The organism is Neptuniibacter sp. QD37_6, from assembly GCF_047778085.1.
Taxonomy (GTDB): domain Bacteria; phylum Pseudomonadota; class Gammaproteobacteria; order Pseudomonadales; family Balneatricaceae; genus Neptuniibacter.
Window position 1 is genome coordinate 2,308,506 of sequence record NZ_CP180550.1, and the last position, 24,694, is coordinate 2,333,199.

The following is a 24,694-nucleotide window of genomic DNA, read 5'->3' on the forward strand; positions in this document are numbered from 1 at the left end:
AAAGAAATGAATTTATTCGCAAAGATTGATGGATGCAGTTTATTCAATCGCCCCAGAGAACTCAGACATTATTTGGGTTAATAGGGCTAGTCATGAAGATCTACAGATGGAACAAAAGGTGTTTTTGTATTGATCTTTGCTCATACCTGATTGAATGAATGAAGCTGAATCTCTGGCAGAGAAGCTGAGACAATACTGTCGCAACAAGTCTTAAACTATGCAGTGCATAAGATAAAAATCACAGGTAGTATTGGTGTGGCGCCTTACCTAGAACATGGTTCGAATCAATGAGAGCAATTTTGGCAGCAGATTCGGCCCTTTACCAGGCTAAATTTAGGACTAGGAACCTCGTCTGCTCACCGTAACCAGCAATATCCCTTAAAGAAACCTAAACCTCTTCTACTACCTCAGCATCATGCTTCAGGCGATAGCAAGGTTGGTATTCTTTATAGTTAATTTTCATTCTTCGCTGATCAACAAAAGAACCTAATAACTTGTCCATAGATGCCATAATGGCTGGTTCCCCACAGATCTCAAATGCACCAAACTCTTCAATCGCTCTGATACCCGGTTCTTTGACATTACCCGCAACAATACCCGATAAGGCACAACGCAGATTTGCCGCTAGCTCAAAGTCGGTCTGATCTTTTATCAGTTTCAGACTAGCCATATTTTCATGATTAGGCTCGAAAGGTTGTTGGAACGATTCTGGAATATGCATCTGCCAGTTGTAATGAAAAGACTCACTAGTCGCCTTACGATAGCGGGTTACCTGCTCTAATCCTTCACGCATTACTTCGGCCACTTCGTGAGGGTCATCAACAATGATCTGATATTTGCTAGCAGCAGCATCACCCAACGTGGAGCGAATAAAGTTATCTACAGTTTCAAAGTACTCTTCACTGCCAGCAGGTCCCGTTAACACAAGTGGGAACGGTAAGCTGTGATTTTTCTCATGAAGCAGTATGCCCAGAATATATAAAATCTCCTCCGTGGTACCTGCACCGCCTGGGAAGACAACAATGCCATGACCTAAGCGTACAAAAGCTTCTAAACGCTTTTCAATATCTGGCATGATGATGAGTTCATTTACAATCGGATTTGGGCTTTCGGCAGCGATAATACCAGGCTCAGAAATACCGACGTAACGCCCCTCCGTTTGACGCTGTTTGGCATGGGAGATCGTCGCCCCTTTCATTGGCCCTTTCATAGCACCGGGGCCACAGCCAGTACAAATATTAAGTCCACGCAGGCCCATCTCATAACCTACTTTTTTAGTGTAATCATACTCAATTCGATTGATGGAATGACCACCCCAGCAAACAACGAGATCTGGTTTAACATGAGGACGAATCGCTCCAGCGTGGCGAAGAATATGAAAGACCATATTCGTGGTCGCTTCCGATTCAGTAAGGCCAGAGCAGCGATGATCTAACTCTGTACCAACATAAAGTAAGTCACGCAAAACAGAGAAAAGGTGCTCGCGAATACCCGTTATAATCTCGCCATTCACAAATGCCGTGGCGGGCGCATTGACCAATTCAAGCTGAACACTTCGATGTTTTTGACTGATCTTGATATCAAATTTTGCATACTTATCCAAAACCAGTTTTGTACTATCTAATTCACTACCACTATTCAAAACCGCCAAAGAACACTGACGAAATAAACGAAATAATCCGCCCTGACTAGCATCCTGCAACTGGTCCACTTCATAAGGCGAAAGAGAATTTAGGCTTTCTAAGGGGGTAATACTGGTCGTAACGTATTGCTCTGTCATCATAATGACCACCTCCATGGATCGAGCCAAATAGTCCTGTTTAACCGATCCAAAAATAACTTTTCGGCTGAACATCACTTTCGTTCTTCTTATTAAACGACGGCGACAATATTCCTAGTCTTAAACGTCTGCTGTTAAGGTTTTGTGAATGTACGAATAAAAGAATGAGACTTAAAGATTGGGGTAAGATTCACAAGCAGCAAATTTTTAGACAGCCGACAACTCAGTGAAGTTCCTTTAAAAACTATAGCCGGCATTTGGCAAAAATCAAAAAATCCACTTATAAATCAATCAAATATTTCAAATCTGCTTGATAATGTCTGCCACAAATTCTGGCACCACTTCACTTGCAGGGCCATAAATTCGGTGATCAAAAGCTGACTCTACCCTTGATGGTTCCAAGTTCAGCTCTACCGTCAACGCCGAAGATCTTCCCGCCACTTCTACAAATCCAGCCGCTGGATAAACATGACCAGACGTACCTATAGAGATAAATAGATCACAGTTTTCTAATGCCGAATAGATCTCGTCCATATACATGGGCATTTCCCCAAACCAGACAATATCTGGTCTCAATGTGCCCGATAGATCACAACACTCGCATCGATCACTTGGTTCAGTTTGCCCCGTCTCTTTATACACCTGACCAGAGTCACTACAACGCATCTTTAATAACTCACCATGCATATGTAACAAGTTCTGACTCCCCGCTCTCTCATGCAGGTTATCAATATTCTGTGTCACCAACATAAACTGACCGGGAAACTTATTCTCTAACTCAGCTAAAGCGACATGAGCGGCATTGGGTTTAACAGGTTCCGAAAGCAATTGTTCTCTACGTTGGTTATAAAAACGATGCACCAGCTGCGGATCACGCACAAAGGCTTCTGGGGTAGCAACATCCTCTACCTTATGGTCTTCCCACAAACCATCTTCAGCACGGAATGTCCGTATGCCCGATTCAGCTGAGATTCCTGCACCGGTTAATACCACAATAGAATTAATTGCCATCTTTAAAATCCTTCAAAGCAAATTTGTCACTTGTCATTCAACTGGAACCTATGTATTACTAAGCTATCTTACATAGTAATAGCTGTGCTGATTCAGATTCAAATTTGTCTTAGCTTAGTATTCAGCAATTATCTGAGACTTTGTGGTGGATCATATTTCACAGTACGTCAGTTACAGAATAATCATTACGACTCCGAAACCTACAGAGTCTGTCTCTAGGTCAGCAGCCTACGCTGCTGTACTTGAAGTAGCTAAGCGCCTTTCAAGCTTTGCCCGCTATCGACCACGATTTATCCAGTTTATTGATTCCCAAACATACTCAATCTTCGATCAGTTCAAACTTTCTAATTTTTATAATTGCATTAGCTCACATCGTCCCTTCGGCTATATAAGGAACCGGCTATGACTGCCTCTAAACTCTATATACTCGACACCAACGTACTTCTTCATGATCCTAAGTGTCTGTATGAATTTAAAGAACAGGACATCACTATCCCGATGACTGTTTTAGAAGAGTTAGATGACATTAAGGACCGAAAGAAAAATGTATCTCAAGAAGCTAGGGCCGCCATACGGGCCATAGACGACATTCTTAGTTATGCTGATGACGCTGCAACGATCACCAAAGGGGTTGATATATTTATCCCTATTACCGCTGCAAACAGTGAAAAGAAATTAGGCCAACTTAGTATCTTTCCCGATCATGAGTTAACAGCTCGCCAAGGCTTTTTACCACAGAATTCCAATAAAGATAATCAGATCATAAACTGCGCACTTCATCTCCAAGCGACCAACCCTCACCGCGATATTATCTTAGTTACCAAAGATATTAATATGCGCCTCAAAGCCTTAGGTGCGGGGCTAAAGCGGGTCGAAGATTATCGTACCGATCAGCTTGTTTCGGACATTGAGCTTTTACCCGCTGGCCATAGCAATATGGAAGGCAATTTCTGGGAGCGCGTCGACGACATTAAAAGTTACCAAGAGGGCAGCCATACTTACCATCAATTCGCCCAATCCGTTCTACCTGACACTTACCCTTGCGAATATATCTACGATGATTCTGAGGAGTTTGCCGCACGCGTATCCTCAGTACGCGATGGTCAAATTACATTGAGGGACTTAGGTGTCGATCGTTTAATGCAGCAGAACTGCTGGGGCATTGAACCAATTAACGTATTCCAAGCATTTGCTATGGATGCCGTGCTTGATCCAGATCTGGACCTTGTCATTCTCAATGGTGCAGCAGGTTCTGGTAAAACATTGATCGCTCTTGCTTGCGCTTTAGAGATGGTGATTGAGCAGCAGCGCTACAACAAAATCATTGTGACTCGCTCTACTCCACCTGTTGCCGAAGACATTGGCTTTTTACCGGGTACTGAAGAGGAGAAGATGACCCCTTGGCTAAGTGCGATCCAAGATAACTTAGAAGCGATGCATGAACACGACGAGCGCCCTCAAAGCAGCGTGAAATACGCAATTGAGAAAGCGAATATTCAATTTAAATCGCTAAACTTTATCCGCGGCCGAAGTATTCAAGATGCGATCTTACTCTTAGATGAAGCACAAAATCTAACTCCGTCACAGCTTAAAACAATAGTAACCCGTTGTGGTAAGGGCTCGAAGATCATCTGTTTAGGTAACCTTGCGCAGATTGACTCAAACTACCTGACACCCCTAACTTCCGGCTTAACCTATTTGGTCGAACGCTTTAAAGACTACGAAGGGGCTGCGAATGTCCATCTAGAAGGTATATTCCGCTCAAGACTGGCTGAATATGCAGAAGAGCACCTCTAATCTGAGGTTTCGATTAGTCGTTCTTTAGGCCTTTCCACATACCCTAATTCATGTGGGAAGGCTTAAAAACCAGACGAGAACTACTGTTTAACTTTTAATCTACATTAAAATCCTTATAATTAGCTTTCTGTGATTTTTAACCTCTTTTCATTTTTTAGTGGTGCTAAAGATCACATATTGTTTTAATCCTCCCCGGATATATAACCGGGTAAGCCTTTTCTTACCCGGTATTTTTTTCAAAAAACATTTCATAACAACGTATTAGACAATGCTTTCCTTCTTACAGCGCTGCCTTAGCTCACTACTAATTGGATTGGTAAATATTTACCGATACCTTATCAGCCCTGTAATTGGTCCTCGCTGTCGTTTTCACCCTACCTGCTCAAGTTACATGATTGAGGCGATTAAACTCCACGGGCCTTTTAAAGGCGTATGGCTGGGCTTAAAACGACTTAGCAAATGCCACCCCTACAACGATGGCGGTTATGACCCTGTACCTATGCCTAAAAACTGCTGTGACCATCACGCCGAGCAAGATTCATCCTCCAGCAAATAACAGCTTTTTCTTATAAATCTAAACAACAACCCTATATTTTATTGTTGAATTTGAGTTTTTTGATTAGGTATCAGTAAGTTATTTCCTTTGACACCTTTCAGCGAAGCATCTATAGGGTTTAAGATAAGAATCTACCCCCTAGGAATAAGCTGGATATTATGTTCACACCGCTGTCAGTTATTCTGTACGTTACCGTTTACATGGGCATCCTATTTGCTATCGCACAACTGGTAGAAAAAAGGATTAAAAATAAGGGTGAGCAGAGCTCAGGAAATCCCTGGGTTTATGCCCTCTCGCTAGCGGTTTACCATACCTCTTGGACCTTCTATGGCAGTGTAGGGTTTGCTTCGAATTCGGGGCTTCTCTTTTTCAGTATCTACGGTGGGGCATTAATTGGTATCTGTTTCTGGTGGTATTCGCTCAGACGGATGGTACAAGCCAAAGAAACCTTCCGCATTACCAGTATTGCCGACTTTATTTCCACCCGTTATAACCGCTCTCAGAAAATTGCAGCCCTCGTTACTATCATCGCTTTAATCGGCATAGTTCCTTATATATCCCTCCAGTTAAAAGCGATTATTAGCTCTTTCTCAATCATCACTGATACACCACAAACAGGCTCTGCATTTGATCTATCGGGATGGATGGTGACTATCTTCATGATCTGTTTCACCATTATCTTTGGGGTCAGACGCTTAGATCCAACTGAACGCCATCAAGGCATGATCGCGGCTTTAGTTGCCGAATGTATCGTTAAAATTATTGCCTTTATCGCCGTTGGTTTTTTTGTTACTTACACACTGTTTGATGGCTTTGGCGATATATACAGTCGTATACAGACTGCCGGGTTAGAACATCTAGTTAGCATGAACCACGGAGAAAATAGCGGTGTAATGTGGATCACTCTAATGATCTTAAGCTTCGCAGCGATTCATACACTACCGCGCCAGTTCCACGTCTCAGTGGTCGAGAACTCCAACAAAAACCACATTAAAACCGCTATGTGGCTCTTCCCTGCTTATATGATAGGTATCAATATCTTTGTCGTACCTATCGCAGCAGCTGGATTATTAATGGGGATGCCCGCCGAAAATGCAGACTTTTTCGTGTTACTTCTGCCACAACAAGCTGGCAGTGAAAGCCTGACAATCTTAGCCTTTATAGGTGGTTTTTCTGCAGCTACAGGTATGATCATCATCACAACGATGACCCTATCGACCATGGCATCTAACCATCTTATTTTGCCTACCTTAGAAAGAATCCCTGTGCTACAACCATTACGTAGCTACCTTCTTCAGCTTCGCTGGGTGATGGTGTCTTTGATTCTTCTGGGTAGTCTCTGGTTTGCCAAAGAGTTTGCAGACTCCTACATTCTTGCAGCTATCGGCCTTCTATCATTCGTGGCAGTTCTACAGTTTTCCCCTGCCCTGTTTGGCGGCATGTTCTGGAAGAAAGGTAATAGCCTTGGCGCATTCTTAGGCCTACTCACCGGCTTTATTATCTGGACCTACTGTCTACTCATTCCAACCTTCATCAAACATGGCTGGTTTACAGAGGCACTGTTAGTTCAAGGCCCATGGAATATTACGGCACTGCGCCCAGAAGCGTTGTTTGGCTTAGACGGTCTGCACCCTGTAAGCCACGCAGTGTTCTGGTCACTTATCTTTAATATTGGCAGCTACATTATTGGCTCAATTATCTTTAGCCCTAATAAAAGCGAAAGAAATCTAACCACTGAATTTATCAGTGCGATGAACTCCTCACATTCGCGTCGAGCAAGACCAACGGGCTTGGATGCCTATATTTCGCTACAACCGAAATTGGAAGAAGCGCATAGCCTGCTCTCAAACTATCTGCATGAAGATAAGGCCGAAAAAGAGGTCCGCACCATCGCTGAAGACCTCCAGGTTATCGATAAACTGCAGATCACCATTATTGAGCTGGTAGAGTTCCATCGTATGGTGGAGCACGTGCTAGCCGGCTCTATAGGTGCAGCCAGTGCCCATAAAGCGATTGAAAATACGATCCGCTATAACAGTCGCGAAGAAGCTGATCTCAAAGCGCTCTATAGTCATATAGTCACTGAGCTACAATCGACCGAGAAAGAAAGCGCTGCTGGTAGCGACGCTAGTCAGTCTGGCTATGGCTTAATCGAAGACCTACAAACCCAGATTGATGACTTAGAAGATCAGCTCGCAACGCAGCAAAAAACGATTAGTAACATGGAAGTTAAGCTAGAAGCGCGTTATGAAGAGATCTTTAAATATCGACTCGAAGCGCAAAAATCTAAGCAGGATAATGCGCAATTAAGGAATGAACTTAAGAAGATTCTGCGAGATCGATCAGACAGTGGCTACTCTTCAGAAGCTGAGCATTCCGATTAACGCTATAAACCAGATAAAAAAAGAGCCTGGTAAATCAGGCTCTTTTTTTAGAAGTACAAAGCAGCTTACGCTTGCTCTTCTTTATGAAGATGGACATCCATCTGAGGGAAAGGAATACTGATACCTTCCTCGTCAAAACGTAGTTTCACAGTTTCTGTTGTATCCCATAGCACTGCCCAGTAATCAGCAGAGTTAACCCAAGGGCGAACAACAAAGTTCACGCTGCTATCAGCTAGCTCAGATACAGCAACAACTGGCGCAGGATCTTTCAAAATACGCTCATCTGCAGCAATAATCTCGTTCAGAATCTCTTTCGCTTTACGTAGATCATCGTCGTAACCAATACCAAATACCATATCGACACGACGCGTATCGCGAGCTGAGTAGTTTGTGATTACGCCGCTGTAAATTGCACCGTTAGGAATAATAACTTCGCGGTTATCGCCAGTACGCATGATCGTATTAAAAATCTGGATATGCTCGACAATACCAGCAACACCCGCAGCTTCAACAAAATCACCTTCACGGAATGGCTTAAAGATGACAAGCATTACGCCCGCTGCAAAGTTCTTCAGGGAATCCTGTAGAGACAGACCAATCGCTAGACCAGCAGCACCCAGCAGTGCAATTAGCGATGTAGTATCAACACCTAACTGATTTAGAGAGGCAACAATTACGAATAGTAGTAACGCTACACTCGCAATTGAAGAGATAAAGTTTACCAACATATCTTCAACTTTGGCTTTACGTAGTACACGCTCAAGCAGTTTGGTTACCTGCTTTACGACCCAACGACCAATGAAGAAGATAGCCAGTGCAAGCGCAATATCCACAATCCATGGAAATACGTAAGCATCAAAGAAGTTATCCATTAAGGTTCCCCTGAGAAAGATCTAAAAAAAGTGAACGAATTTAATCAAAATAAATCTGAACAACAGCCAAACAGGCTGCTGAGGCTGTCTCGCTTCCGGGTATTCTGCACCATTTATCCTAAATTAGAAAAATGAAATCAGAATAACTCCAAAAACAACCTGTTAAGCAACCAGTTTAATCCGTACAATATGCCAAATTCTAGCGTTCAAACAAATGTATCAATGAAAAAGTTATTACTGACTTCTCTCGTACTATTTTCTGTATCTGCTCAAGCGGAAAAAGGTCATATTGCAGACGATGCAATGGTCTACGTGCATAACGGCCCAAGCAATGAATATCGCATCATTACCCGTATTAAAAGCGGCTCTCCTGTCACAATCCTTAAACGGGACCCTAAGACTAAATACGCCCAGATCCGTATGCCTCAAGGCCGTATTGGTTGGGTAGAACCTTCTGCGATTGATTCTGGCGATAGTATGTCAGTGCGCTTGCCTAAGCTTCAAAGCAGCTTAGATAAAAGCCAAACAACCGTGACTGAGCAAGCTCAACAGATCGAAACGCTTAAGCAAGAATCTGCTGCGCTAAAAAAAGATAATCAAACGCTAACTGCAGAAGTAGAACAGTTAAAAGCATCCATTAAGGATCTGAACTTTAAGATCGAATCAAGCGATGAAAGCAATCTGATGCGCTGGTTTACCCACGGCGGTCTAGTTGCGCTAGGTGGTGTATTCCTCGGCTTGATACTTCCTTACTTCCCTAAGCGCAAAAAGCGTAAGGATGAGTGGTTCTAATCACCTCAGCTTAGACACAAAAAAACCGGAGTTAGAACTCCGGTTTTTTATTGTGAAAAAAGGACTTAAATCAATAAAAGAATCTAAATTTATCGATCATTTCTCTTGACATCAATTACAGCCCTGTAACTTTATACGCAATAGCTGATTATTCACTCAAATACAGCTTTTCTCTTAAAAGCCAGCCAAAAAAACCTTTAAAATCATACAGATAAACCGATGGTTATTTTTTGATCAATATGTTAATCACAAGGTTTTATCGACCTTTAGTGAAGTTCGATAGGAGTTGTTTACAAGGTTATCCACAAAGATTGGGGACAAACCTTGAAAGCCCCGATTTAACGCCTTCAATGCCAAAATTGTGCGGAGCAAAATAGTATTCACAACACATATTAATGATCTTAAAGACCTACCAAAAAACCATACCTTTACTTATATAGCTCTCGTCAAAATCTTCCATAAAAAGAACCAATCGATTAGATAAACTTATCTAATTGGGATCAATCAGCCGCCTCTGTTTCAATTAACACATCACTTAAACGGAGGAAGACAGATGAAACGTATTACTATTTTTGGCCGTGAAGGCTGTGGTTTTTGTTCCCGCGCAAAACAGATTTGTGAAATTAAACAGCTTGATTACCGTTATATCGATATCCACCAGGAAGGCATCAGCAAAGCAGATCTAGAGCAAACAGTGGGTAAACCAGTGACGACCGTGCCTCAAGCATTCTGCGGCCAAGAACATATTGGTGGTTTCACTGAACTAGAAGCTTATTTAAACGCACAGGGGGTTTAAATTACTCCCTGATGCCCATATAACTGTTTAGGTATTAGGACAACGGCTAAGATTTTTTCCATATTAGCCGCTAAATAATGATAAGCCTGTTTATTGAGTTATACTGCTAGACAGTTGTACTGGTCTTTCACCAGTTAGGAGTGAGTTATGATGACATTTGCTACATTGGTTGCCATCGCAGCAGGCGTAGTTTTCTTGTATTCTTTAGGAAACAACACGCCACGTGTACAACCTATTCGTATTGAGAATGAGCAACACCCACAGCATCCAGCGCGTCGTCGCCGTTAATCCATTACCGCTGTGATATAGATAAGAGCCTGATTTGGTTTATCACCTAATCAGGCTTTATTTTTATCTACCGCCCCATAACCTCACAGCTAAGCCACCCGATCGTTCCGTTTTCCGCTCTGTAGAAGCAAATAAAGCCGCCTTAGTCGCATATAGATGCAAGGTTTTACGTGCTCGGGTAATCCCTGTATACAAAAGTTCTCGCGTCAGCAAAGGGCTGTCATCCGGCGGTAAAATAAACGCGACGGTCTCAAACTCTGAACCTTGGCTTTTATGTACTGTCATCGCAAAAACAGTTTGGTGCTCAGGTAAACGACTTGGCAGCACACTACGTAGCTCGCCATCCAATTCAAACCACACTTTTAGCTTTCCGCTATCATCGGCAAGTACAATCCCGATATCACCATTAAACAATTTCAGTGCTGGATCATTACGGGTGATCATAATCGGTCGGCCAGCAAACCAAGTATCAGAGCCTTTAATATAGCCCCTGCTGCGTAGCTCTTGCTGAATACGCTCATTCAGACCAGCTACGCCATAGACACCCTCACGACGCGCGCACAGCAGCTGAAATTCACCTAAAAGATCCAATAAGTGTTTGGGTGAAGCCTCAGGGTTAACATGACTAAACAGTTCACTGTAAAAAGAAACAACCAGATTGATCATCTCTTCGTAACTGTCACGAGACAGGTAGTGGTTGTTTAGATCTTCAAAACCCTTAGCCATCACCCGTTTAACATGCTCAACATTGCCCGAGTTAACCGCTTTCGCCATATAACCAATGCCACTTTTATCATCAAAGCGATAGCTTTTACGTAGAAGGGCCAAACAATCGGAAAAGGATTGAGGTGAGCCAGACGATTGAGCCTGAGGAAATGCACCTAACTGGGTTAATACCTGTTGTTGATTAGCACTGTAATCCAATTCTCCCGGCCAACTACAGATATCGCCGAGGACATTCCCGGCTTCTACCGACGCTAGCTGATCTCTATCTCCCAGTAGAATTAGTCGTGCATGCTCAGGCAGCGCATCCAATAGACGCGCCATCATCGGTAGATCAACCATCGATGCCTCATCCAACACCAACAGGTCTAAGTGCAGCGGGTTATCCCCGTGGTGACGAAAACCTATCTGATTCGGAATCACACCCAATAAACGATGAAGTGTGCTGGCTTCCGAAGGCACGAGATCAGCAAGTTTGGCGGGTAATGCTAATTTCTGTTTTGCCGAGTTAATCGATTCAGCTAGGCGCGCTGCGGCCTTACCCGTAGGGGCAACCAAGCGGATATTAATATCTAAGCCCTTAGCCTGCATTTGCTGAATATACAGAACCAACAGTTTAATAACCGTTGTGGTTTTACCTGTACCTGGACCACCGCTAATTACCGAGAAGCGTTTTTGAATCGCGACCGCTGCTGCTACCTTCTGCCAGTCGATCTCTTCGTTTTGTATTGGGAAAAGTTGCGCAAGATGATTGCCCAGTAAAGGAAGATCCACATCAACAGGAACGGTACGTTTGCTTAACTGCTTAGCGACTTGGATCTCATATTGCCAATATCGATGAAGATAGAAACGCCCCTGATCTAGAACCAGTAGCGCACTTTCTAGAGATTCATTAGTCCCCAGCATCAACAGGCGAGCGTCAGGTTTTAGTGCCTTCCAATCGACAGATTCGACTAGAGCCAATATCTCTTCGGACCAATAGCCTTTTGGTGAAGTCAACCTATCTAATGGCAGGCAGACATTACCCGAGGCCAACTCAAAGCTAACCAAAGCAGAAAGTAGCGGTAATGCTGAATCATCAGGCTTTTGCTCAGCAACGAACGCTGCAAGTTGATAATCGACAGAACGAATGATCCCTTCTTGTGACCACTGTTTCAGCTGGGGTAGGTATGCATTAGACATCAACAACCTCCCCAGTAAACATTAGATCCAACTTCTCAATCAACTCAATATCCGGTTTATCATGGAACACCCCATTGGTGCTTTCACCGTCCACCCCACGAAGGAATAAGTAATAAACACCGCCAAAATGCCGCTCATAATCGTAATCAGGTATACGTTGCTTCAGTAATCGATGCACCGCGAGGATGTAGAGCAGATATTGCAGATCGTAGCGATGATCAATCATCGATTCTTGTATCGCCTCTTGGGTGTAACAGGAAGCCTCATAACCTAGGTGGTTAGATTTGTAATCCAAGACATAGTACTTCTCGCCATCTCGGAATAGCAGGTCAATAAAGCCTTTTAACAGCCCTCTTAAAGGCTCAAAAGAGAGCGGTTTAGCCTTAGCCGCTAGAGGATCATAACGGCGAATCAGAGACTCTAAACGCCCAACCGTGATGTGTTCTGCACTGAGCATAAACTCCATCTCCACCAGCCGGTCTTCATCGTTGATCTGGTTTAAGCGCAGCCCTTGTCCGTTTAAGTCAGTTGCCAAGACATCTTCGATTAGCTTTTCGATCACAAACTGCCAACGTTCTTCGTAACCCGCTACTTGGAGCTGATCTTGAAGTTGAGTGCGATACTCATCTGATTCCAACATAACCTGCTGATATCGCGCGAAACTGATCTCTTCAAAGACGCTATGCAGGAAAGTGCCGGCATTGGCGCCTCTTGGGAAGGTAAAAATATTGTCTTCGTCAGGTATAACTTCTTCGACCTGTTCCTGCCCTTCCGCAGCCACTTCCAGATCAAGCCCTGGAAGTTCAGGTATATGACTAGCCTGATGTTTACTCAGCGCAGAGTAACTACTAACACGCCAATCGCGGTCGATTTTACGCTCAAAATTACGTGCTTCTAGCTGCGCCGCTTGCTCTTCTTCAACGGCAAATAGATCTTTCTGGGAGCCGTAATTTGGCAGTGCTAATACTTGAATAGCAGCATGTTGCTCGAGTGCCAGCAGGGCTTCATCCAGCTCAATCCCCGATTGCAGCAGGAGATAACCCAAGGCGCTATCGACCAATCGGGACTTTTTGCTATTACCGATCTTGATATGACTGATACCGATATAGCAGCTATAAACCGCACGGGTAAGGGCGACATAAAGTAGACGTAGCTCCTCAGCCAGTCGTTCTTTATCCGCTTCTTCCAACGCTTCCGGTTCAGCTTTAAGGTCTAAAACAGCTTCGCCTGATTCATCATGATAAAAAGCACTTTTCTGCTCTTTAAAACGACAAGCAAAAGGCAGGAATACCACTGGATATTCCAAACCCTTAGATTTATGCACGGTCACAATAGTTACCAGGTTCCGCTCACTTTCTAAGCGTAAAATCTGCTCGTCACCACCGCCAGAAGGCTGTGAAATCTGCTCGTTAAACCAACGGATCAATCCAGCTACACCCTCTCTTTCAGCGCTCGCTTGTTGCAGTAGTTCTGCCAGATGCAGCATATTCGTTAAACGACGCTCTCCAGATACCTGCTCAAGGGTCATCGCAGCTAGATTACGCTGATGAATCAGTCGGCTTAACATCGGCAGCACACCTAAGCGCAGCCATATTTCACGATAATCACTAAACTCAGTGATCACCTTCTCCCAACCTAATTCATCATGATTCAGTCGATCGAGATCATGCATATCGAGCTGCATAAACTCTGTCGCTAATGCTGCTTTAAGCGCTCGATCATTCAGCGGATTTTCAATTGCGGTTAACAGCAAAGAGAGTTCAATCGCTTCTTGAGATTTAAAAACGGAATCTTTGTTACTCAAATAAACACAAGGGTGCTCATAAACGGCTAAGGCCCTACGGATCTCTTCTGCTTCAAAACGATCTCTAACCAGCACTGCAATATCAGAGCCTTGTAATTTTCGATCTCCGATCAAGGTATCCCCTGACAATAAGCGGTCTATTTCAGAAGCTGTAGCTTGAGCATAAGTCGCTAAGTATTGCGCATTATTTAGCGGCTCATCACTTTCTTGATGCCATAAGGTTAAAGCGGGAGGTTCGATGTTTTGAATCTTTAAGCGTTTACCGCCTTTATCCGCTGCTTTAACGGGGATAAAAGGAATATCCTCATCATAGATAAAAGCAGAGTCAGCCGATTGGAAAAGATGGTTTACCCCTTCGACCAGCGGCGTGGTCGAACGCCAGTTGGTCTCTAAGGTAAAGGTCTGCGGTATTTGGCGACGGGCCTGAATATAAGTAAAAATGTCGGCACCACGGAAGGCATAGATCGCCTGTTTCGGGTCACCAATCATGATCAAGGCATGTCGATTTACATCTTTGTACAGCGTTGAAAAGATGCCGTACTGCAGTGGATCTGTATCTTGGAATTCATCAATCATTGCGACCGGAAACTGATCACAAATAGCACCGGCCAAGCTTTCACCACTGTTGCTGTATAACGCTTGATGCAGGTCTATCAGCAAGTCATCAAAGGTTTGCACCTGATACTGCTTTTTAGCACGAACTAAACGGAGTCGAACCTCTTTCAATGCACGACTTAGCAGTATCTCTTTAACCGGAACAGCCCTCTCTAACAGGGTATCTAACTGCTCAAACAGATAATGCTGCGGATATTCAGCGCCCTCTGGCGTCTTCTCCTGCAACACTGAAGAGGTAAATTTCTGCAGTGTTGTAACCAGCTTCTTATTTGGTTCCAGTTGTTCTGATGCCGCATAATCATCGATCTGGGCAATCCATTTCGGTAGATTTGCTTTGGTATAGCTGCGCTTGTTTACCCCTGAGTTTTGAACAAGCGCAACCAGATCATCTTCATTCTGTAGCCATGCTTGCTTGAACTCATTCAGCGCTTCTAACCTTACCTCATATGCCTCAGCCAGATCTTGATCAGATAAATCTGGCGTTACCCGAACACTGCGGCTTAACAAACCACGTATTTCCATCATCAGTGATTCGGGGCTCGACCAATACTGCATTACCAGACTACTGAGCGGGCCTGATAATGGATAGATGGTATTACGCCAAAAATCGATCGCCGCGCTTCGAATCAAGCTCTGATCGTCTTGGGTCAGTTCACTCTCAAATAACGAACCGCTTTCAAACGCATGCTGTTTAAGCATCCGTTGACAGAAACCATGGATGGTAAAGATTGCAGCTTCATCCATCTGCCGAATCGCTTGTTCAAGCAGTTTGATCGCCTGTTCATGATCCGCTGTATTTTGTTTTAGCTGATCTAAAAACGGATCACTGACATCTGGTAGCAGAAAAGCATTTCGCGCATCGACAATTCGACTGCGGATACGATCTCGCAGCTCCTCCGTCGCGGCCTCAGTAAAGGTCACAACTAAGATCTGATCAGGCCCTAATGGTTTATCACTGATATCCCCTTGCCCCAGAAGCAAACGCAGATACAAAGCAGTAATCGTGTAGGTCTTACCGGTGCCCGCACTGGCTTCTATGAGCTGCTGTCCTTTCAGAGGAAAAGTAAACGGTTCTAGCGGAAGAATACTAGTCATCTTTCCCCTCCTCTACATAGGCTAACAACGGCTCGTACACTGCTTCTGCTAAAGGAATAAATTGTTCGGTGTATTGATTAAAATCGGGGAATACCCGACGCGCATAAGGGTCGTCTAAAACCCCGATACTAAAACTGTCTCCGTAGAAACGTTTTTCTAAGCTTTGCAAAGCCTTATCAGGATCTTTAGCTCGTTGCACAAAATAATCATGGGCCAATGAAGCATCAAACGGTTGTGGCATCGTCATCCCTTGCTGATAAAACGCCACCAGCTCGGTTAGTAAACGACGTGCTTCTGTAGATTCAACTTGGCGATAGAACGCCTTACCAGACAAACCGCGGTATACCGTGTTTTTTCGCGCGCCCAGTGCACACAAAACTAGATGCTCAACCCAGGTGGATAAGCGATCCCGGGCATTGACTTGCGCCGGTCTATAGCGCAACAGATGATCCGGATAGCAATGGTCTATCCAGCCTTGCAAACGTACGCCATCCAGATCCAAATTTACTTCAACTCGCTCAGGGGTACCTTCACATAGGGGTCGAACCTTCTCTGCAAGCTCTTCGCAGTCATGACGTATTTTCTGCAGTGTTAACTCGCCCGCCTGAGCGACCGGTAGAACCCCCTCGGCCAATACCGTTTGATCCAGTTGATCTAACGACTGCTCTGCCAACGCCGTATCCAGATAACGCTGCTTGATCAGATAAGATTCCAGATTATCCAGCGCGAACGGCTCTTCGTCTTGTGCTTCTATCTCGCTCTGACTGAAATACACTTTCAACCGCTGATTAAAGAAGCTGCGGCATGGACTCTTCAAAAAGCGAATCAGATCGGAGAGTTCTAATTCGGAAAGTGTTTCGTTTTCCAACGGCTGATTTATAAATTTCAGTAAAGGCTTAGTATCGGCTCCAGCAGCTGGTAACCATTGAGCCGCATAACTAAACAACTGCGAGTGCTCAGCAAAGTACTGCGGGCTAAAAGCAACTAACGGGTGCTGCTGGATCAACGACTGCCGTAGTTTTTGCCCACTATCGGTATACGGCAGGCTGGCATCGGCAGCATAGGTATAACCTTGTTCGATGTAATCGAGTAATTCACTGACCAAGACCGAAGGTATTTTAGGGTTGTTATCGCGAATAGAACGCCCAACAAAACTGATATAAAGCTGTTCTTGGGCTGATAGCATCGCCTCCAAGAAGAGATAACGGTCATCGTCTCTACGGGAACGATCACCTCTGCGCGGATAGTCGGTCATCAAATCAAAACCAACCGGAGGGATACTCCGCGGGTACGCGCCATCATTCATGCCAAGCAGACAAACCACCTTAAACGGGATCGAACGCATCGGCATCAAGGTACAGAAGTTAACCGCACCAATCATAAAGCGTTGGGATGAGCGCTGCTGGTTCATCCCGTTCAACAGATAATCGGTAATCACTAAAGAAGACAGCGGCTGATTAAACTCAGCATCTGATAGCTGCTCTTGAAGGTTTTGTAGCGTCTGACGAATAGAGTTCAAAGCGATCTCGTCTTGCTCGTCGGCAAGATAAAACGCTTCCAACAACTGGTTAATCACCGCAACCCATTCATCTAAACAGAGCGACTGGCTGAAGTAGCTTTTCGCGTCTTCCAACAGATCAATAAAATCAGCGAGTTTGCCAAGTAATTCGGCTTCGAGCCCTTCTACTTCATTGTATGGCGCTATCTCTTGCCAATAGGCCGTTTGTTCACCTAATGCGTAACCCGCGAGCATACGGCGCAAACCAAAGCGCCAGCTATTTTGCTCAAATAGCGGCAGTTCCCAGACACTGCGTTGTTCAGCATCCAGCCCCCAGCGAATATTAACTTGATCAACCCAATAACGAAGACGTAGGAAGCTATCATCATCCAAACCAAATCGACGTAAGATCGCAGGTACTTCGAGTAACTCTAAAACATCAGATACGGTAAAGCGGCTGCTATTTAGCTTGAGCACTTTTTCAAAGCTAAGTAACAGAGGATTTTCCTGACGATTGCTGCGATCCGATATAGAAAATGGTATGTAGCGATCAGAAGGTGCATTGGAGAAAACTGCCTCGATATAAGGCGCGTAAGCTGCCACATCCGGCATCATCACAATAATATCGCGAGGTTTAAGCTCGGGGCCTTCCTCAAATTTTGCTAACAGCTGATCATGTAATACTTCAATTTCGCGCAGCGGGCTATGGCAGCTATGTAGCACAATCGAGCGGTCTTGCTCATCAACGCTATGTTTTGTTTCACTATGACTTGGATCTTCAGGAAATGAGGTCGGATTATCTAAATCCAAAATGTCCTGCTGGATGCTGTTCAACAAGCAGTGCCTTTCCGGTTCAGCAAAAGCATCGATCTCTTCAACCGCGTTATCCTGCAGCTGATAGATATAATCACGCCCCAGTTTGCCCATAGATGCCAAAAGCGGGTTACCTTGGGCATACTCGCTCATCTCTAGTTCGGGTTTGCCAAACCAGCGACGGTTAACTCGCGCGATCTGAGCCGCATCTAAAATGTCACCCCAATAGTAGCGACAAGGGTTCATAATCATCAGATGCACATCAACTTGCTCACCTAAGGCTTGTAGCGCCTGGATATAATTTTGCGGCAGCGCCGAGATACCAAAGACAAACAAGCGTGGCGGTAACTGTTTCAGGTTAGAGCGTTGACGAAGTAGCTTTACGAAATCGCCAAACATATTGGCCCTATGCCAATGAGATTGTTCTAAAGACAAGGTGTATTCGGTCAATGCTCGCCAAAGTACTGGCTGCCAACTGTGACGGGCAGCGGCCAGATTTCCACCTTGCTCCCAATCTGCAATCCAATCAGGGCGATAAACCAAATATTGGTCGAAGATATCAGCAATTTTGTTGCACAACTGATAGAGGCGGTAATCCTCTTCATCATCAGCCAAATAGGTTTGCAGCGGGTGGAATTCAGGTTGGGTCAGCAGATCTGGTAACACCAGCATCAACTTCCAAGCCATGGCTTCCTTGGTAAAGGCAGAACGCTCGGGAACATCATCTAAAACATTGGAAAAGCTCTTCCACAAAAACGATGCCGGTAGAGGAAAATCGATGGATGCAGCGATCCCTGACGCCTGTGCCAACTCGAGTTTAAGCCACTGCGCCATGCCTGGGCTTTGCACCAGAATTTGCTCAGAGATAAAAGGGTCCGCGATCGGGTCGCGTCGAATTAATTCAACTAAGAGATCCTTAAGGACCAATATCGAGTTGGAGTGATAAACCTGAAACATCCGTGCCCTGATGCAGTAAAAATTGCTCACCAACGAGGGTTGGTAATTAGAGCTATCTACTTTACTGAACTGGACTTTTAATGTCAGTTACTAATTATTGTGGAACGCTGAGATTAACTTGAATAAATAGGGTAACGGAAGAGCTATCAGCCTCTACTTTTAGAACAGCCTTCAGCGACTGTTAGAGAAAAGCCATCAGCCGCTGCTTTGAGGGTTATCTTCTTCAGTAGGTGCAGGCAAACTTGCAAAGCCTTCTTCCTCGGACCAATAGTCTCGGCCCTGCTCTACTCGAACAACCCCTTTAAAGCGTTGTTTCAAATAGTCGACCGCTTCTGGCAAGGTATCCAAATCACACAAAATTACGCCACCACGATCATTATCTGTAGAAAAAAGAAAACTCTTCATACTGCCTCCAAGTTACGGAGGCAGATGATTACATAGAGAAGCGGTTGTGAAAAGCTAAACTGTGACAATACAGTTTTTACCCTGCTCTTTTGCTTTATACAGCGCATTATCTGCACGTTGCATCAAGCTTTGTACACTATCACCGACGGTATAAGCGGTTACACCTATGCTGACACTACAACGAATGGTTTCACCATCAGGCAAGATAAATTGATAGTTCTGTAAACTTTCTCGCACCCTTTCTGCCACCGTTTCAGCGCCATCAACATCGGTTGATGGCAACAAGATTGCAAATTCTTCACCACCATAGCGATAACCACTATCTAAGGTTCGTAGGGAAGAGCGAACCAAAGCACCGAAGGTTTCGAGCACTTTATCGCCCATCAAATGGCCATGAGAGTCATTGAGTTTTTTGAAATCATCTAGATCGAAAAAGCATAAAGTAAAACCATGATGGTAACGGCGGGCAGTTTCCAACGCATTTTCCATCTGGTCATAGAAATGACGAGAATTATGAAGACCGGTCAAGCTGTCTGTGATACTCAGCTCTTTATATATCCGTTCTCGCTCAAGCAGCTCAAATTCAGCTTTTTTACGCCCACTAATATTTTGGAATGTCTCGATCGCACCGATCAACTCACCGTTGGAATCGACAATACTGGAAGCTGTAAATTGCAGCCATTCACCATCGACACCACAGTCAGGGAAGAAATCTTCGGCTTCATAAGCACCCTCGATCAACTCAGAGCGCTGACACTTATTCATATAATAGTGCTTAACGTCTTCATCCTTACCACCTTCAAGGATCAAGTCAGCCAGACAAGGACGTGCAGAGGAATAAAACGGCCTCCACTGATCTTTAGTACCGATCATCTCCTCTCTGCTAAGACCACTTATAGCCTCAAGAGCAGAGTTCCAATAAATAATGGTGTGATCTTTATCAAGTACAAAAGTTGGTAGGACAATGCGATCAAACACTTGAATAAGCATGGATTGATCTGTCATATCAACGATTGCCATGGGCGGGATACCTGCTTGAGGAACTGCGTTTTCCTTCATAAATCTTACTGCGCCTAACCATCTTTCTAAAACAAACAGTCGAAGGTATTACCAATATTTTAATTGGTAATACCACTACTCTATATCCTTAAGTAATTTAAATATAGTCAACAATCTGATTTTATGAAGGAATATTAAAAAACAAATTAAAACAAGAAGCTGGATCAATAATGGAAGTGGTTGTTGGTATGAATTTGCAATATAGACTTGGGAAATAGTTACTCTACTCTTTCCCAAAAACTTACGGGCTCACACTGCTCAAATAGCTGTCCTTGCCTGAAACATAAGGTATTCCCCGGATTTATAGTAATAGCTTCGTCGCCCAACAAAGACTGAGAAGCGACAATAACACCGGTCACAAGATCCTCTGAAGAAAGCTCTAGATCCACCCCATAATTCAAACAAAGTTCTCTAAATGAAAAGCTCTGGTAAGCCAGAGGTTCTAGATCAGTTTCGTTACCGGAATAGGCAAAAAGTAACTCGCCGTCCCAATGAATGAAGTGATGGCCGCTCAACCGGTTTAAGCGCCCGGCATAATCAGCCACTAAGGCTAATTTCATCTCAGCGTCCGGTCGCCCCTCGCTCCAGAGCTTGCGCATCCGCTCCTGTAACAAACTAAACGCTCGCTCTTGAGGGCTACAGCTTAATGGCCACTGATCCCCCACTGGAAAACGATCACCATCTTCGATACCGGGTAACTCCCCTACTTGGGAAAATAAACAGGGTAAACCACGCTGCGCCCTTGAATAAGGTTGTATCTCTACGGCCTCAAGGGGTAGTTCAGGATAAAAGGCAGCTGACCATACTTCAGTTTCTTCGGGATTCTCAGCAAGGTACTCTGCAAGCCCCAACGCCCTGTTATTATCCATAGCAGTGAATCGCTGTAAGTTAGATTCACATATAGTCGTGATGCCTAAAGCCTGTATTTCAGGGAGATTGGTCAATCTCACTTTAACCGGCGATGAGGTCACGATAGATAAAAATTGCGGCGACTTCATAATCCTTCCTTAGGTAGCAGCCACAGGCTCAGAATGAGAGCGGCCTATATAGAAAATAACTGCTACTGCCCAAAGGATCAAAGGTAAAACAATCCAATTCATTGCTTGCCAGCCCAACACAGCCTCCATCCAACCGGCAGACATTGCGGAAACTGTCACCATACTAAACACTAAAAACTCATTCGCAGCTTGAGATTTAGCTTTCTCTGCAGGTCTATACGTGGTGGTAACCAATTGAGTCGCGCCGATAAACATAAAGTTCCAGCCAACCCCTAAACACACCAATGCCGTCCAAAAATGCCATTCAGATACGCCCATCAAGTTAATGCCAATGCAGGCCAACATAAATACGGCGCCAGCATACATAACAGGATTAAGGCCGAATCGTGCGATCAAACTGCCGGTAAAGAACGACGGTACAAACATACCCAACACGTGCCACTCGATAACATGAGCCGCTTGAGCAAAGTTAAAGCCACAACGGGCCATTGCTAATGGCGTGGCTGTCATAAGCAGGTTCATCACCACATAACCCACCATTGCTACAACAACGGCGACGATAAAGGTGGGCTGTCGAACAATCGTCATCAACGGACGTGCTTTATCAGTTTCTTCAGCAGCCACTTCTTTGGGAATATGAGTAAAAAACAGCAAACACAGCGCAATAACGTAAAGGCCTAATAATCCAACAAAAGCGCCAGCAAATTCCGCTTCACCTAACAAGTCCTGACTATAGATAGCCAACTGCGGCCCAATAATGGCAGCTACAACACCACCGGCCATAACTAAGGAGATCGCCTTACTTTTCGACTGATCATCGCAGACTTCGACTGCTGCAAAACGGTACAAAGTACCAAAGCCAATGCCTATCCCCAAAAGGAAAGTACCAAACGAGAATAGAAAGAACTGCTCTCCTTGCAGAGCAAGAATGCACAATGCCGCACCCAATATGCCGATCGAATTCCCTAAGTAGAATCCATTTTTTCGGCCTATACGGCGCATAATCAGAGAGGCAGGAATCGTCGCAAGCATCAACCCGATAAACTGAGTCGCCACCGGAAATGTAGTCATGGAAGGACTCGCCGCGAGGTTCTGACCGATCAAAGCCACTACCGAGACTAAAAGTATGTTTCCGGTTGTTAATAAGGCTTGGCAACCGGAGAGCAAGAAAACATTCAGATTCATGAATTAATATCCTTTGATGCTTGATCACAAGTTACAGAACCAAAACGATCCCGATACTCACTTGGGTTAATACCTAAACGGCGAATAAACACTCTACGAAGATTGTCAGCGGATACTAGTCCACTCTGTTCCGCCACTCGTTTCAGATTCAATGCGCCGCTTTCTAATAACTGCCGAGCCAAACTTAAGCGACTGTTTTCGATATAAGTGGCTGGCGATTGCGCAAACTCACTTTTAAACAGACGAAACAGATGCCGCTCACTGACACAACAATGCTCGGCCAATATGGCGAGATTAAGCTCTGCATTTAGATGCTGCTCAATATAAGCAACTGCCTTGGCAACAGGCCCTGTGGTTTTTAACTGAGCTTCTAGCTGAGTGCTAAATTGGGCCTGACCACCGGGGCGCTTCATAAACACCACCAGCTCTCGCGCAACCGCCATCGCTATCTCATGACCTAAATCCTCCTCGACGAGAGCCAAAGCTAGATCAATGCCAGAAGTCACACCTGCGGAGGTATATAGATCGCCCTGTTTAATCCAGATCGCATCGGTGTTTACCCGCGTATCAGGAAACTCTTCTGCTAACAAATCGCAACACTGCCAGTGAGATACGGCTTCTTTATCCGCCAACAAACCCGCTTCAGCCAAGAGGAAAGCACCGCTGCAGACAGAGCCAATACGTCGAACTGACCTAGCCTGCTCCTGTATCCAGTTAATCAGCTCCTGATTTCTGCGCTGTAGATCAACCCCGCGACCACCTGCAAACAGCAGTGTATCTATATCCGTAGCATCGAAATAGCACTGATCAGGAACCAAGCACATCCCCGAATTGGTCACTATAGGCTCTTGAGATAACCCAAGAATTTTAATCTGGTAGAAATCTTGCCCTAATGCCCGATTAGCCGATGCGAACACCTGCAATGGCCCGGTGACATCTAGAATTTGGCAATCAGCATAGCCAAGAACGGCGATAATTTTCACGTAATACTCCCACGGCGATTAAACCTGAGTTTTTAAGCTGTGATAGCAGTATTACGCGAAACCGAAATGTCATCAATGACACATATCCGACAATTTCGGACATACGTCATTAAACAATGGAAAGATTAGAGAGAAAGAACGTCGATCTTCTGAGGGTTAAAAGTCTGTACCGCCTCTTCTGTCGGCGCGTTATCCGGACGCATAGAAGTGTCGCTGTTTGGATCAATACCGTGAGGGAAGCCGTGCTTCAAGCCCTTAAAGTCGAACAGTTCAGTATCAGCCAAGTGTGAAGGCACAACATGCTGTAAAGAGCGGAACATAGTTTCGATACGACCTGGGAAGTTCTTATCCCAAGTTTGCAGCATCTCTTTGATCACCTGACGTTGTAGGTTCTCCTGAGAACCACACAAGTTACAAGGTATGATAGGGAAACCGCGTAGCTCGGCAAAGGCAGCGATATCTTTTTCACGCGCATAAGCTAACGGACGGATAACCATGTTATTACCATCATCCGAAACCAATTTTGGCGGCATCGATTTAAGCTTACCGCCATAGAACATGTTAAGGAACAACGTCTCTAGAATATCGTCACGGTGATGACCTAGTGCGATTTTGTTAGCACCGATCTCTTCAGCGAAACCATATAGAGAACCACGACGTAAACGTGAGCATAGTGCACAGGTCGTTTTACCTTCAGGCACCACCTCTTTAACCACTGAGTACGTATCGCGCTCTAAGATATGGAAAGGTACGCCGATCGATTCCAAATAAGCAGGCAAAACATGCTCAGGGAAACCCGGCTGTTTCTGATCCAGATTCACCGCCACCAGCTCAAAATTTATTGGGGCACTGCGCTGCAGATTCATCAGGATATCAAGCATCGCATAGGAATCTTTACCGCCAGACAGGCAGACCATAACCTTGTCGCCATCTTCGATCATATTGAAGTCTTCAATCGCGCGACCCATCTCACGGCGCAGACGCTTCTGCAGCTTGTTCATACGGGTTTTCTGCTTCTTCTGCTCGGCAGCAGCTTCGGCGTCAGTTAGTTGAGGATCTTCAATTGATGAGGTGTTGCTAGTAGTCATGGTCTTCAGCTCT

18 protein-coding genes are annotated in these 24,694 nt (G+C 44.7%); 6 read left to right on the forward strand and 12 right to left on the reverse strand.

The window, feature by feature from the left end; genetic code table 11:
* Positions 1-388: 388 nt before the first annotated feature.
* Positions 389-1,783, reverse strand: a complete 1,395-nt coding sequence (gene ppnN, locus ACMXYO_RS11035; protein WP_415885172.1) for a nucleotide 5'-monophosphate nucleosidase PpnN — start codon at positions 1,781-1,783, stop codon at positions 389-391.
* A gap of 297 nt (positions 1,784-2,080) precedes the next feature.
* Positions 2,081-2,791 carry a Sir2 family NAD+-dependent deacetylase gene (gene cobB, locus ACMXYO_RS11040; RefSeq protein ID WP_415885173.1) on the reverse strand — a complete coding sequence of 237 codons (711 nt, stop codon included), beginning with the start codon at positions 2,789-2,791 and terminating at the stop codon, positions 2,081-2,083.
* Between the two features lie 402 nt (positions 2,792-3,193).
* Here cobB and ACMXYO_RS11045 point away from each other — a divergent pair, with 402 nt between their 5' ends.
* The 3 genes from ACMXYO_RS11045 to ACMXYO_RS11055 all read left to right on the forward strand — a co-directional run bounded on the left by ACMXYO_RS11045 (position 3,194) and on the right by ACMXYO_RS11055 (position 7,528).
* Complete coding sequence (locus ACMXYO_RS11045) at positions 3,194-4,588, forward strand: PhoH family protein (protein WP_415885174.1); 1,395 nt, start codon at positions 3,194-3,196, stop codon at positions 4,586-4,588.
* A gap of 268 nt (positions 4,589-4,856) precedes the next feature.
* Positions 4,857-5,144 carry a membrane protein insertion efficiency factor YidD gene (yidD, locus tag ACMXYO_RS11050; RefSeq protein WP_415885175.1) on the forward strand — a complete coding sequence of 96 codons (288 nt, stop codon included), beginning with the start codon at positions 4,857-4,859 and terminating at the stop codon, positions 5,142-5,144.
* A gap of 158 nt (positions 5,145-5,302) precedes the next feature.
* The gene (locus ACMXYO_RS11055; protein ID WP_415885176.1) at positions 5,303-7,528 is read left to right on the forward strand and encodes a hypothetical protein; all 2,226 of its coding nucleotides are present in this window, start codon (positions 5,303-5,305) and stop codon (positions 7,526-7,528) included.
* A gap of 65 nt (positions 7,529-7,593) precedes the next feature.
* On the opposite strand, the gene ACMXYO_RS11060 is transcribed toward ACMXYO_RS11055, so the two are convergent.
* Complete coding sequence (locus tag ACMXYO_RS11060; protein ID WP_415885177.1) at positions 7,594-8,400, reverse strand: mechanosensitive ion channel family protein; 807 nt, start codon at positions 8,398-8,400, stop codon at positions 7,594-7,596.
* Between the two features lie 222 nt (positions 8,401-8,622).
* On the opposite strand from ACMXYO_RS11060, the gene ACMXYO_RS11065 reads away from it, so the two are divergent.
* The 3 genes from ACMXYO_RS11065 to ACMXYO_RS11075 all read left to right on the forward strand — a co-directional run bounded on the left by ACMXYO_RS11065 (position 8,623) and on the right by ACMXYO_RS11075 (position 10,276).
* Positions 8,623-9,192, forward strand: a complete 570-nt coding sequence (locus tag ACMXYO_RS11065) for a TIGR04211 family SH3 domain-containing protein (RefSeq protein WP_415885178.1) — start codon at positions 8,623-8,625, stop codon at positions 9,190-9,192.
* 553 nt (positions 9,193-9,745) lie between these two features.
* On the forward strand, positions 9,746-9,988 hold the full coding sequence (locus ACMXYO_RS11070; protein ID WP_415885179.1) for a GrxA family glutaredoxin: 243 nt from the start codon (positions 9,746-9,748) through the stop codon (positions 9,986-9,988).
* Between the two features lie 147 nt (positions 9,989-10,135).
* Positions 10,136-10,276 (forward strand): hypothetical protein, encoded by a 141-nt coding sequence (locus tag ACMXYO_RS11075; RefSeq protein ID WP_415885180.1) that lies wholly within the window; start codon positions 10,136-10,138, stop codon positions 10,274-10,276.
* A gap of 63 nt (positions 10,277-10,339) precedes the next feature.
* On the opposite strand, the gene recD is transcribed toward ACMXYO_RS11075, so the two are convergent.
* From recD to ttcA, 9 genes are all read right to left on the reverse strand, one after another.
* Positions 10,340-12,181: an exodeoxyribonuclease V subunit alpha gene (gene recD, locus ACMXYO_RS11080; protein ID WP_415885181.1), complete on the reverse strand. Its 1,842-nt coding sequence runs from the start codon at positions 12,179-12,181 to the stop codon at positions 10,340-10,342.
* Positions 12,174-15,695, reverse strand: a complete 3,522-nt coding sequence (gene recB / locus ACMXYO_RS11085) for an exodeoxyribonuclease V subunit beta (protein WP_415885182.1) — start codon at positions 15,693-15,695, stop codon at positions 12,174-12,176. The genes recD and recB overlap by 8 nt, the downstream gene beginning before the upstream one ends.
* Positions 15,688-18,963: an exodeoxyribonuclease V subunit gamma gene (gene recC, locus ACMXYO_RS11090; RefSeq protein WP_415885183.1), complete on the reverse strand. Its 3,276-nt coding sequence runs from the start codon at positions 18,961-18,963 to the stop codon at positions 15,688-15,690. The genes recB and recC overlap by 8 nt, the downstream gene beginning before the upstream one ends.
* A 195-nt stretch (positions 18,964-19,158) precedes the next feature.
* Positions 19,159-19,368: a hypothetical protein gene (locus ACMXYO_RS11095; protein WP_415881711.1), complete on the reverse strand. Its 210-nt coding sequence runs from the start codon at positions 19,366-19,368 to the stop codon at positions 19,159-19,161.
* A gap of 54 nt (positions 19,369-19,422) precedes the next feature.
* Positions 19,423-20,427, reverse strand: a complete 1,005-nt coding sequence (locus ACMXYO_RS11100; RefSeq protein ID WP_415885184.1) for a diguanylate cyclase — start codon at positions 20,425-20,427, stop codon at positions 19,423-19,425.
* Between the two features lie 218 nt (positions 20,428-20,645).
* Positions 20,646-21,425 (reverse strand): class II glutamine amidotransferase, encoded by a 780-nt coding sequence (locus ACMXYO_RS11105; protein WP_415885185.1) that lies wholly within the window; start codon positions 21,423-21,425, stop codon positions 20,646-20,648.
* A gap of 9 nt (positions 21,426-21,434) precedes the next feature.
* The gene (locus tag ACMXYO_RS11110) at positions 21,435-22,610 is read right to left on the reverse strand and encodes an MFS transporter (protein ID WP_415885186.1); all 1,176 of its coding nucleotides are present in this window, start codon (positions 22,608-22,610) and stop codon (positions 21,435-21,437) included.
* A complete protein-coding gene (locus ACMXYO_RS11115; protein WP_415885187.1) occupies positions 22,607-23,593 on the reverse strand; it encodes a GlxA family transcriptional regulator in 987 nt (328 codons plus the stop codon). Before ACMXYO_RS11115 ends, ACMXYO_RS11110 begins: the two co-directional genes overlap by 4 nt.
* 125 nt (positions 23,594-23,718) lie before the next feature.
* The gene (ttcA, locus tag ACMXYO_RS11120) at positions 23,719-24,594 is read right to left on the reverse strand and encodes a tRNA 2-thiocytidine(32) synthetase TtcA (RefSeq protein WP_415888096.1); all 876 of its coding nucleotides are present in this window, start codon (positions 24,592-24,594) and stop codon (positions 23,719-23,721) included.
* Positions 24,595-24,694: the final 100 nt, after the last annotated feature.

What these genes read in the sequence shown, in the direction of transcription:
- ACMXYO_RS11055 (WP_415885176.1), top strand. Translation starts at nt 5,303, where the DNA reads ATGTTCACACCGCTGTCAGTTATTCTGTACGTTACCGTTTACATGGGC.
- yidD (WP_415885175.1), top strand. Translation starts at nt 4,857, where the DNA reads ATGCTTTCCTTCTTACAGCGCTGCCTTAGCTCACTACTAATTGGATTG.
- ttcA (WP_415888096.1), bottom strand. Translation starts at nt 24,594, where the DNA reads ATGAACAAGCTGCAGAAGCGTCTGCGCCGTGAGATGGGTCGCGCGATT.
- recC (WP_415885183.1), bottom strand. Translation starts at nt 18,963, where the DNA reads ATGTTTCAGGTTTATCACTCCAACTCGATATTGGTCCTTAAGGATCTC.
- ACMXYO_RS11070 (WP_415885179.1), top strand. Translation starts at nt 9,746, where the DNA reads ATGAAACGTATTACTATTTTTGGCCGTGAAGGCTGTGGTTTTTGTTCC.
- ppnN (WP_415885172.1), bottom strand. Translation starts at nt 1,783, where the DNA reads ATGATGACAGAGCAATACGTTACGACCAGTATTACCCCCTTAGAAAGC.
- ACMXYO_RS11045 (WP_415885174.1), top strand. Translation starts at nt 3,194, where the DNA reads ATGACTGCCTCTAAACTCTATATACTCGACACCAACGTACTTCTTCAT.
- recD (WP_415885181.1), bottom strand. Translation starts at nt 12,181, where the DNA reads ATGTCTAATGCATACCTACCCCAGCTGAAACAGTGGTCACAAGAAGGG.
- ACMXYO_RS11065 (WP_415885178.1), top strand. Translation starts at nt 8,623, where the DNA reads ATGAAAAAGTTATTACTGACTTCTCTCGTACTATTTTCTGTATCTGCT.
- ACMXYO_RS11105 (WP_415885185.1), bottom strand. Translation starts at nt 21,425, where the DNA reads ATGAAGTCGCCGCAATTTTTATCTATCGTGACCTCATCGCCGGTTAAA.
- ACMXYO_RS11110 (WP_415885186.1), bottom strand. Translation starts at nt 22,610, where the DNA reads ATGAATCTGAATGTTTTCTTGCTCTCCGGTTGCCAAGCCTTATTAACA.
- ACMXYO_RS11060 (WP_415885177.1), bottom strand. Translation starts at nt 8,400, where the DNA reads ATGGATAACTTCTTTGATGCTTACGTATTTCCATGGATTGTGGATATT.
- ACMXYO_RS11075 (WP_415885180.1), top strand. Translation starts at nt 10,136, where the DNA reads ATGATGACATTTGCTACATTGGTTGCCATCGCAGCAGGCGTAGTTTTC.
- recB (WP_415885182.1), bottom strand. Translation starts at nt 15,695, where the DNA reads ATGACTAGTATTCTTCCGCTAGAACCGTTTACTTTTCCTCTGAAAGGA.
- cobB (WP_415885173.1), bottom strand. Translation starts at nt 2,791, where the DNA reads ATGGCAATTAATTCTATTGTGGTATTAACCGGTGCAGGAATCTCAGCT.
- ACMXYO_RS11095 (WP_415881711.1), bottom strand. Translation starts at nt 19,368, where the DNA reads ATGAAGAGTTTTCTTTTTTCTACAGATAATGATCGTGGTGGCGTAATT.
- ACMXYO_RS11100 (WP_415885184.1), bottom strand. Translation starts at nt 20,427, where the DNA reads ATGAAGGAAAACGCAGTTCCTCAAGCAGGTATCCCGCCCATGGCAATC.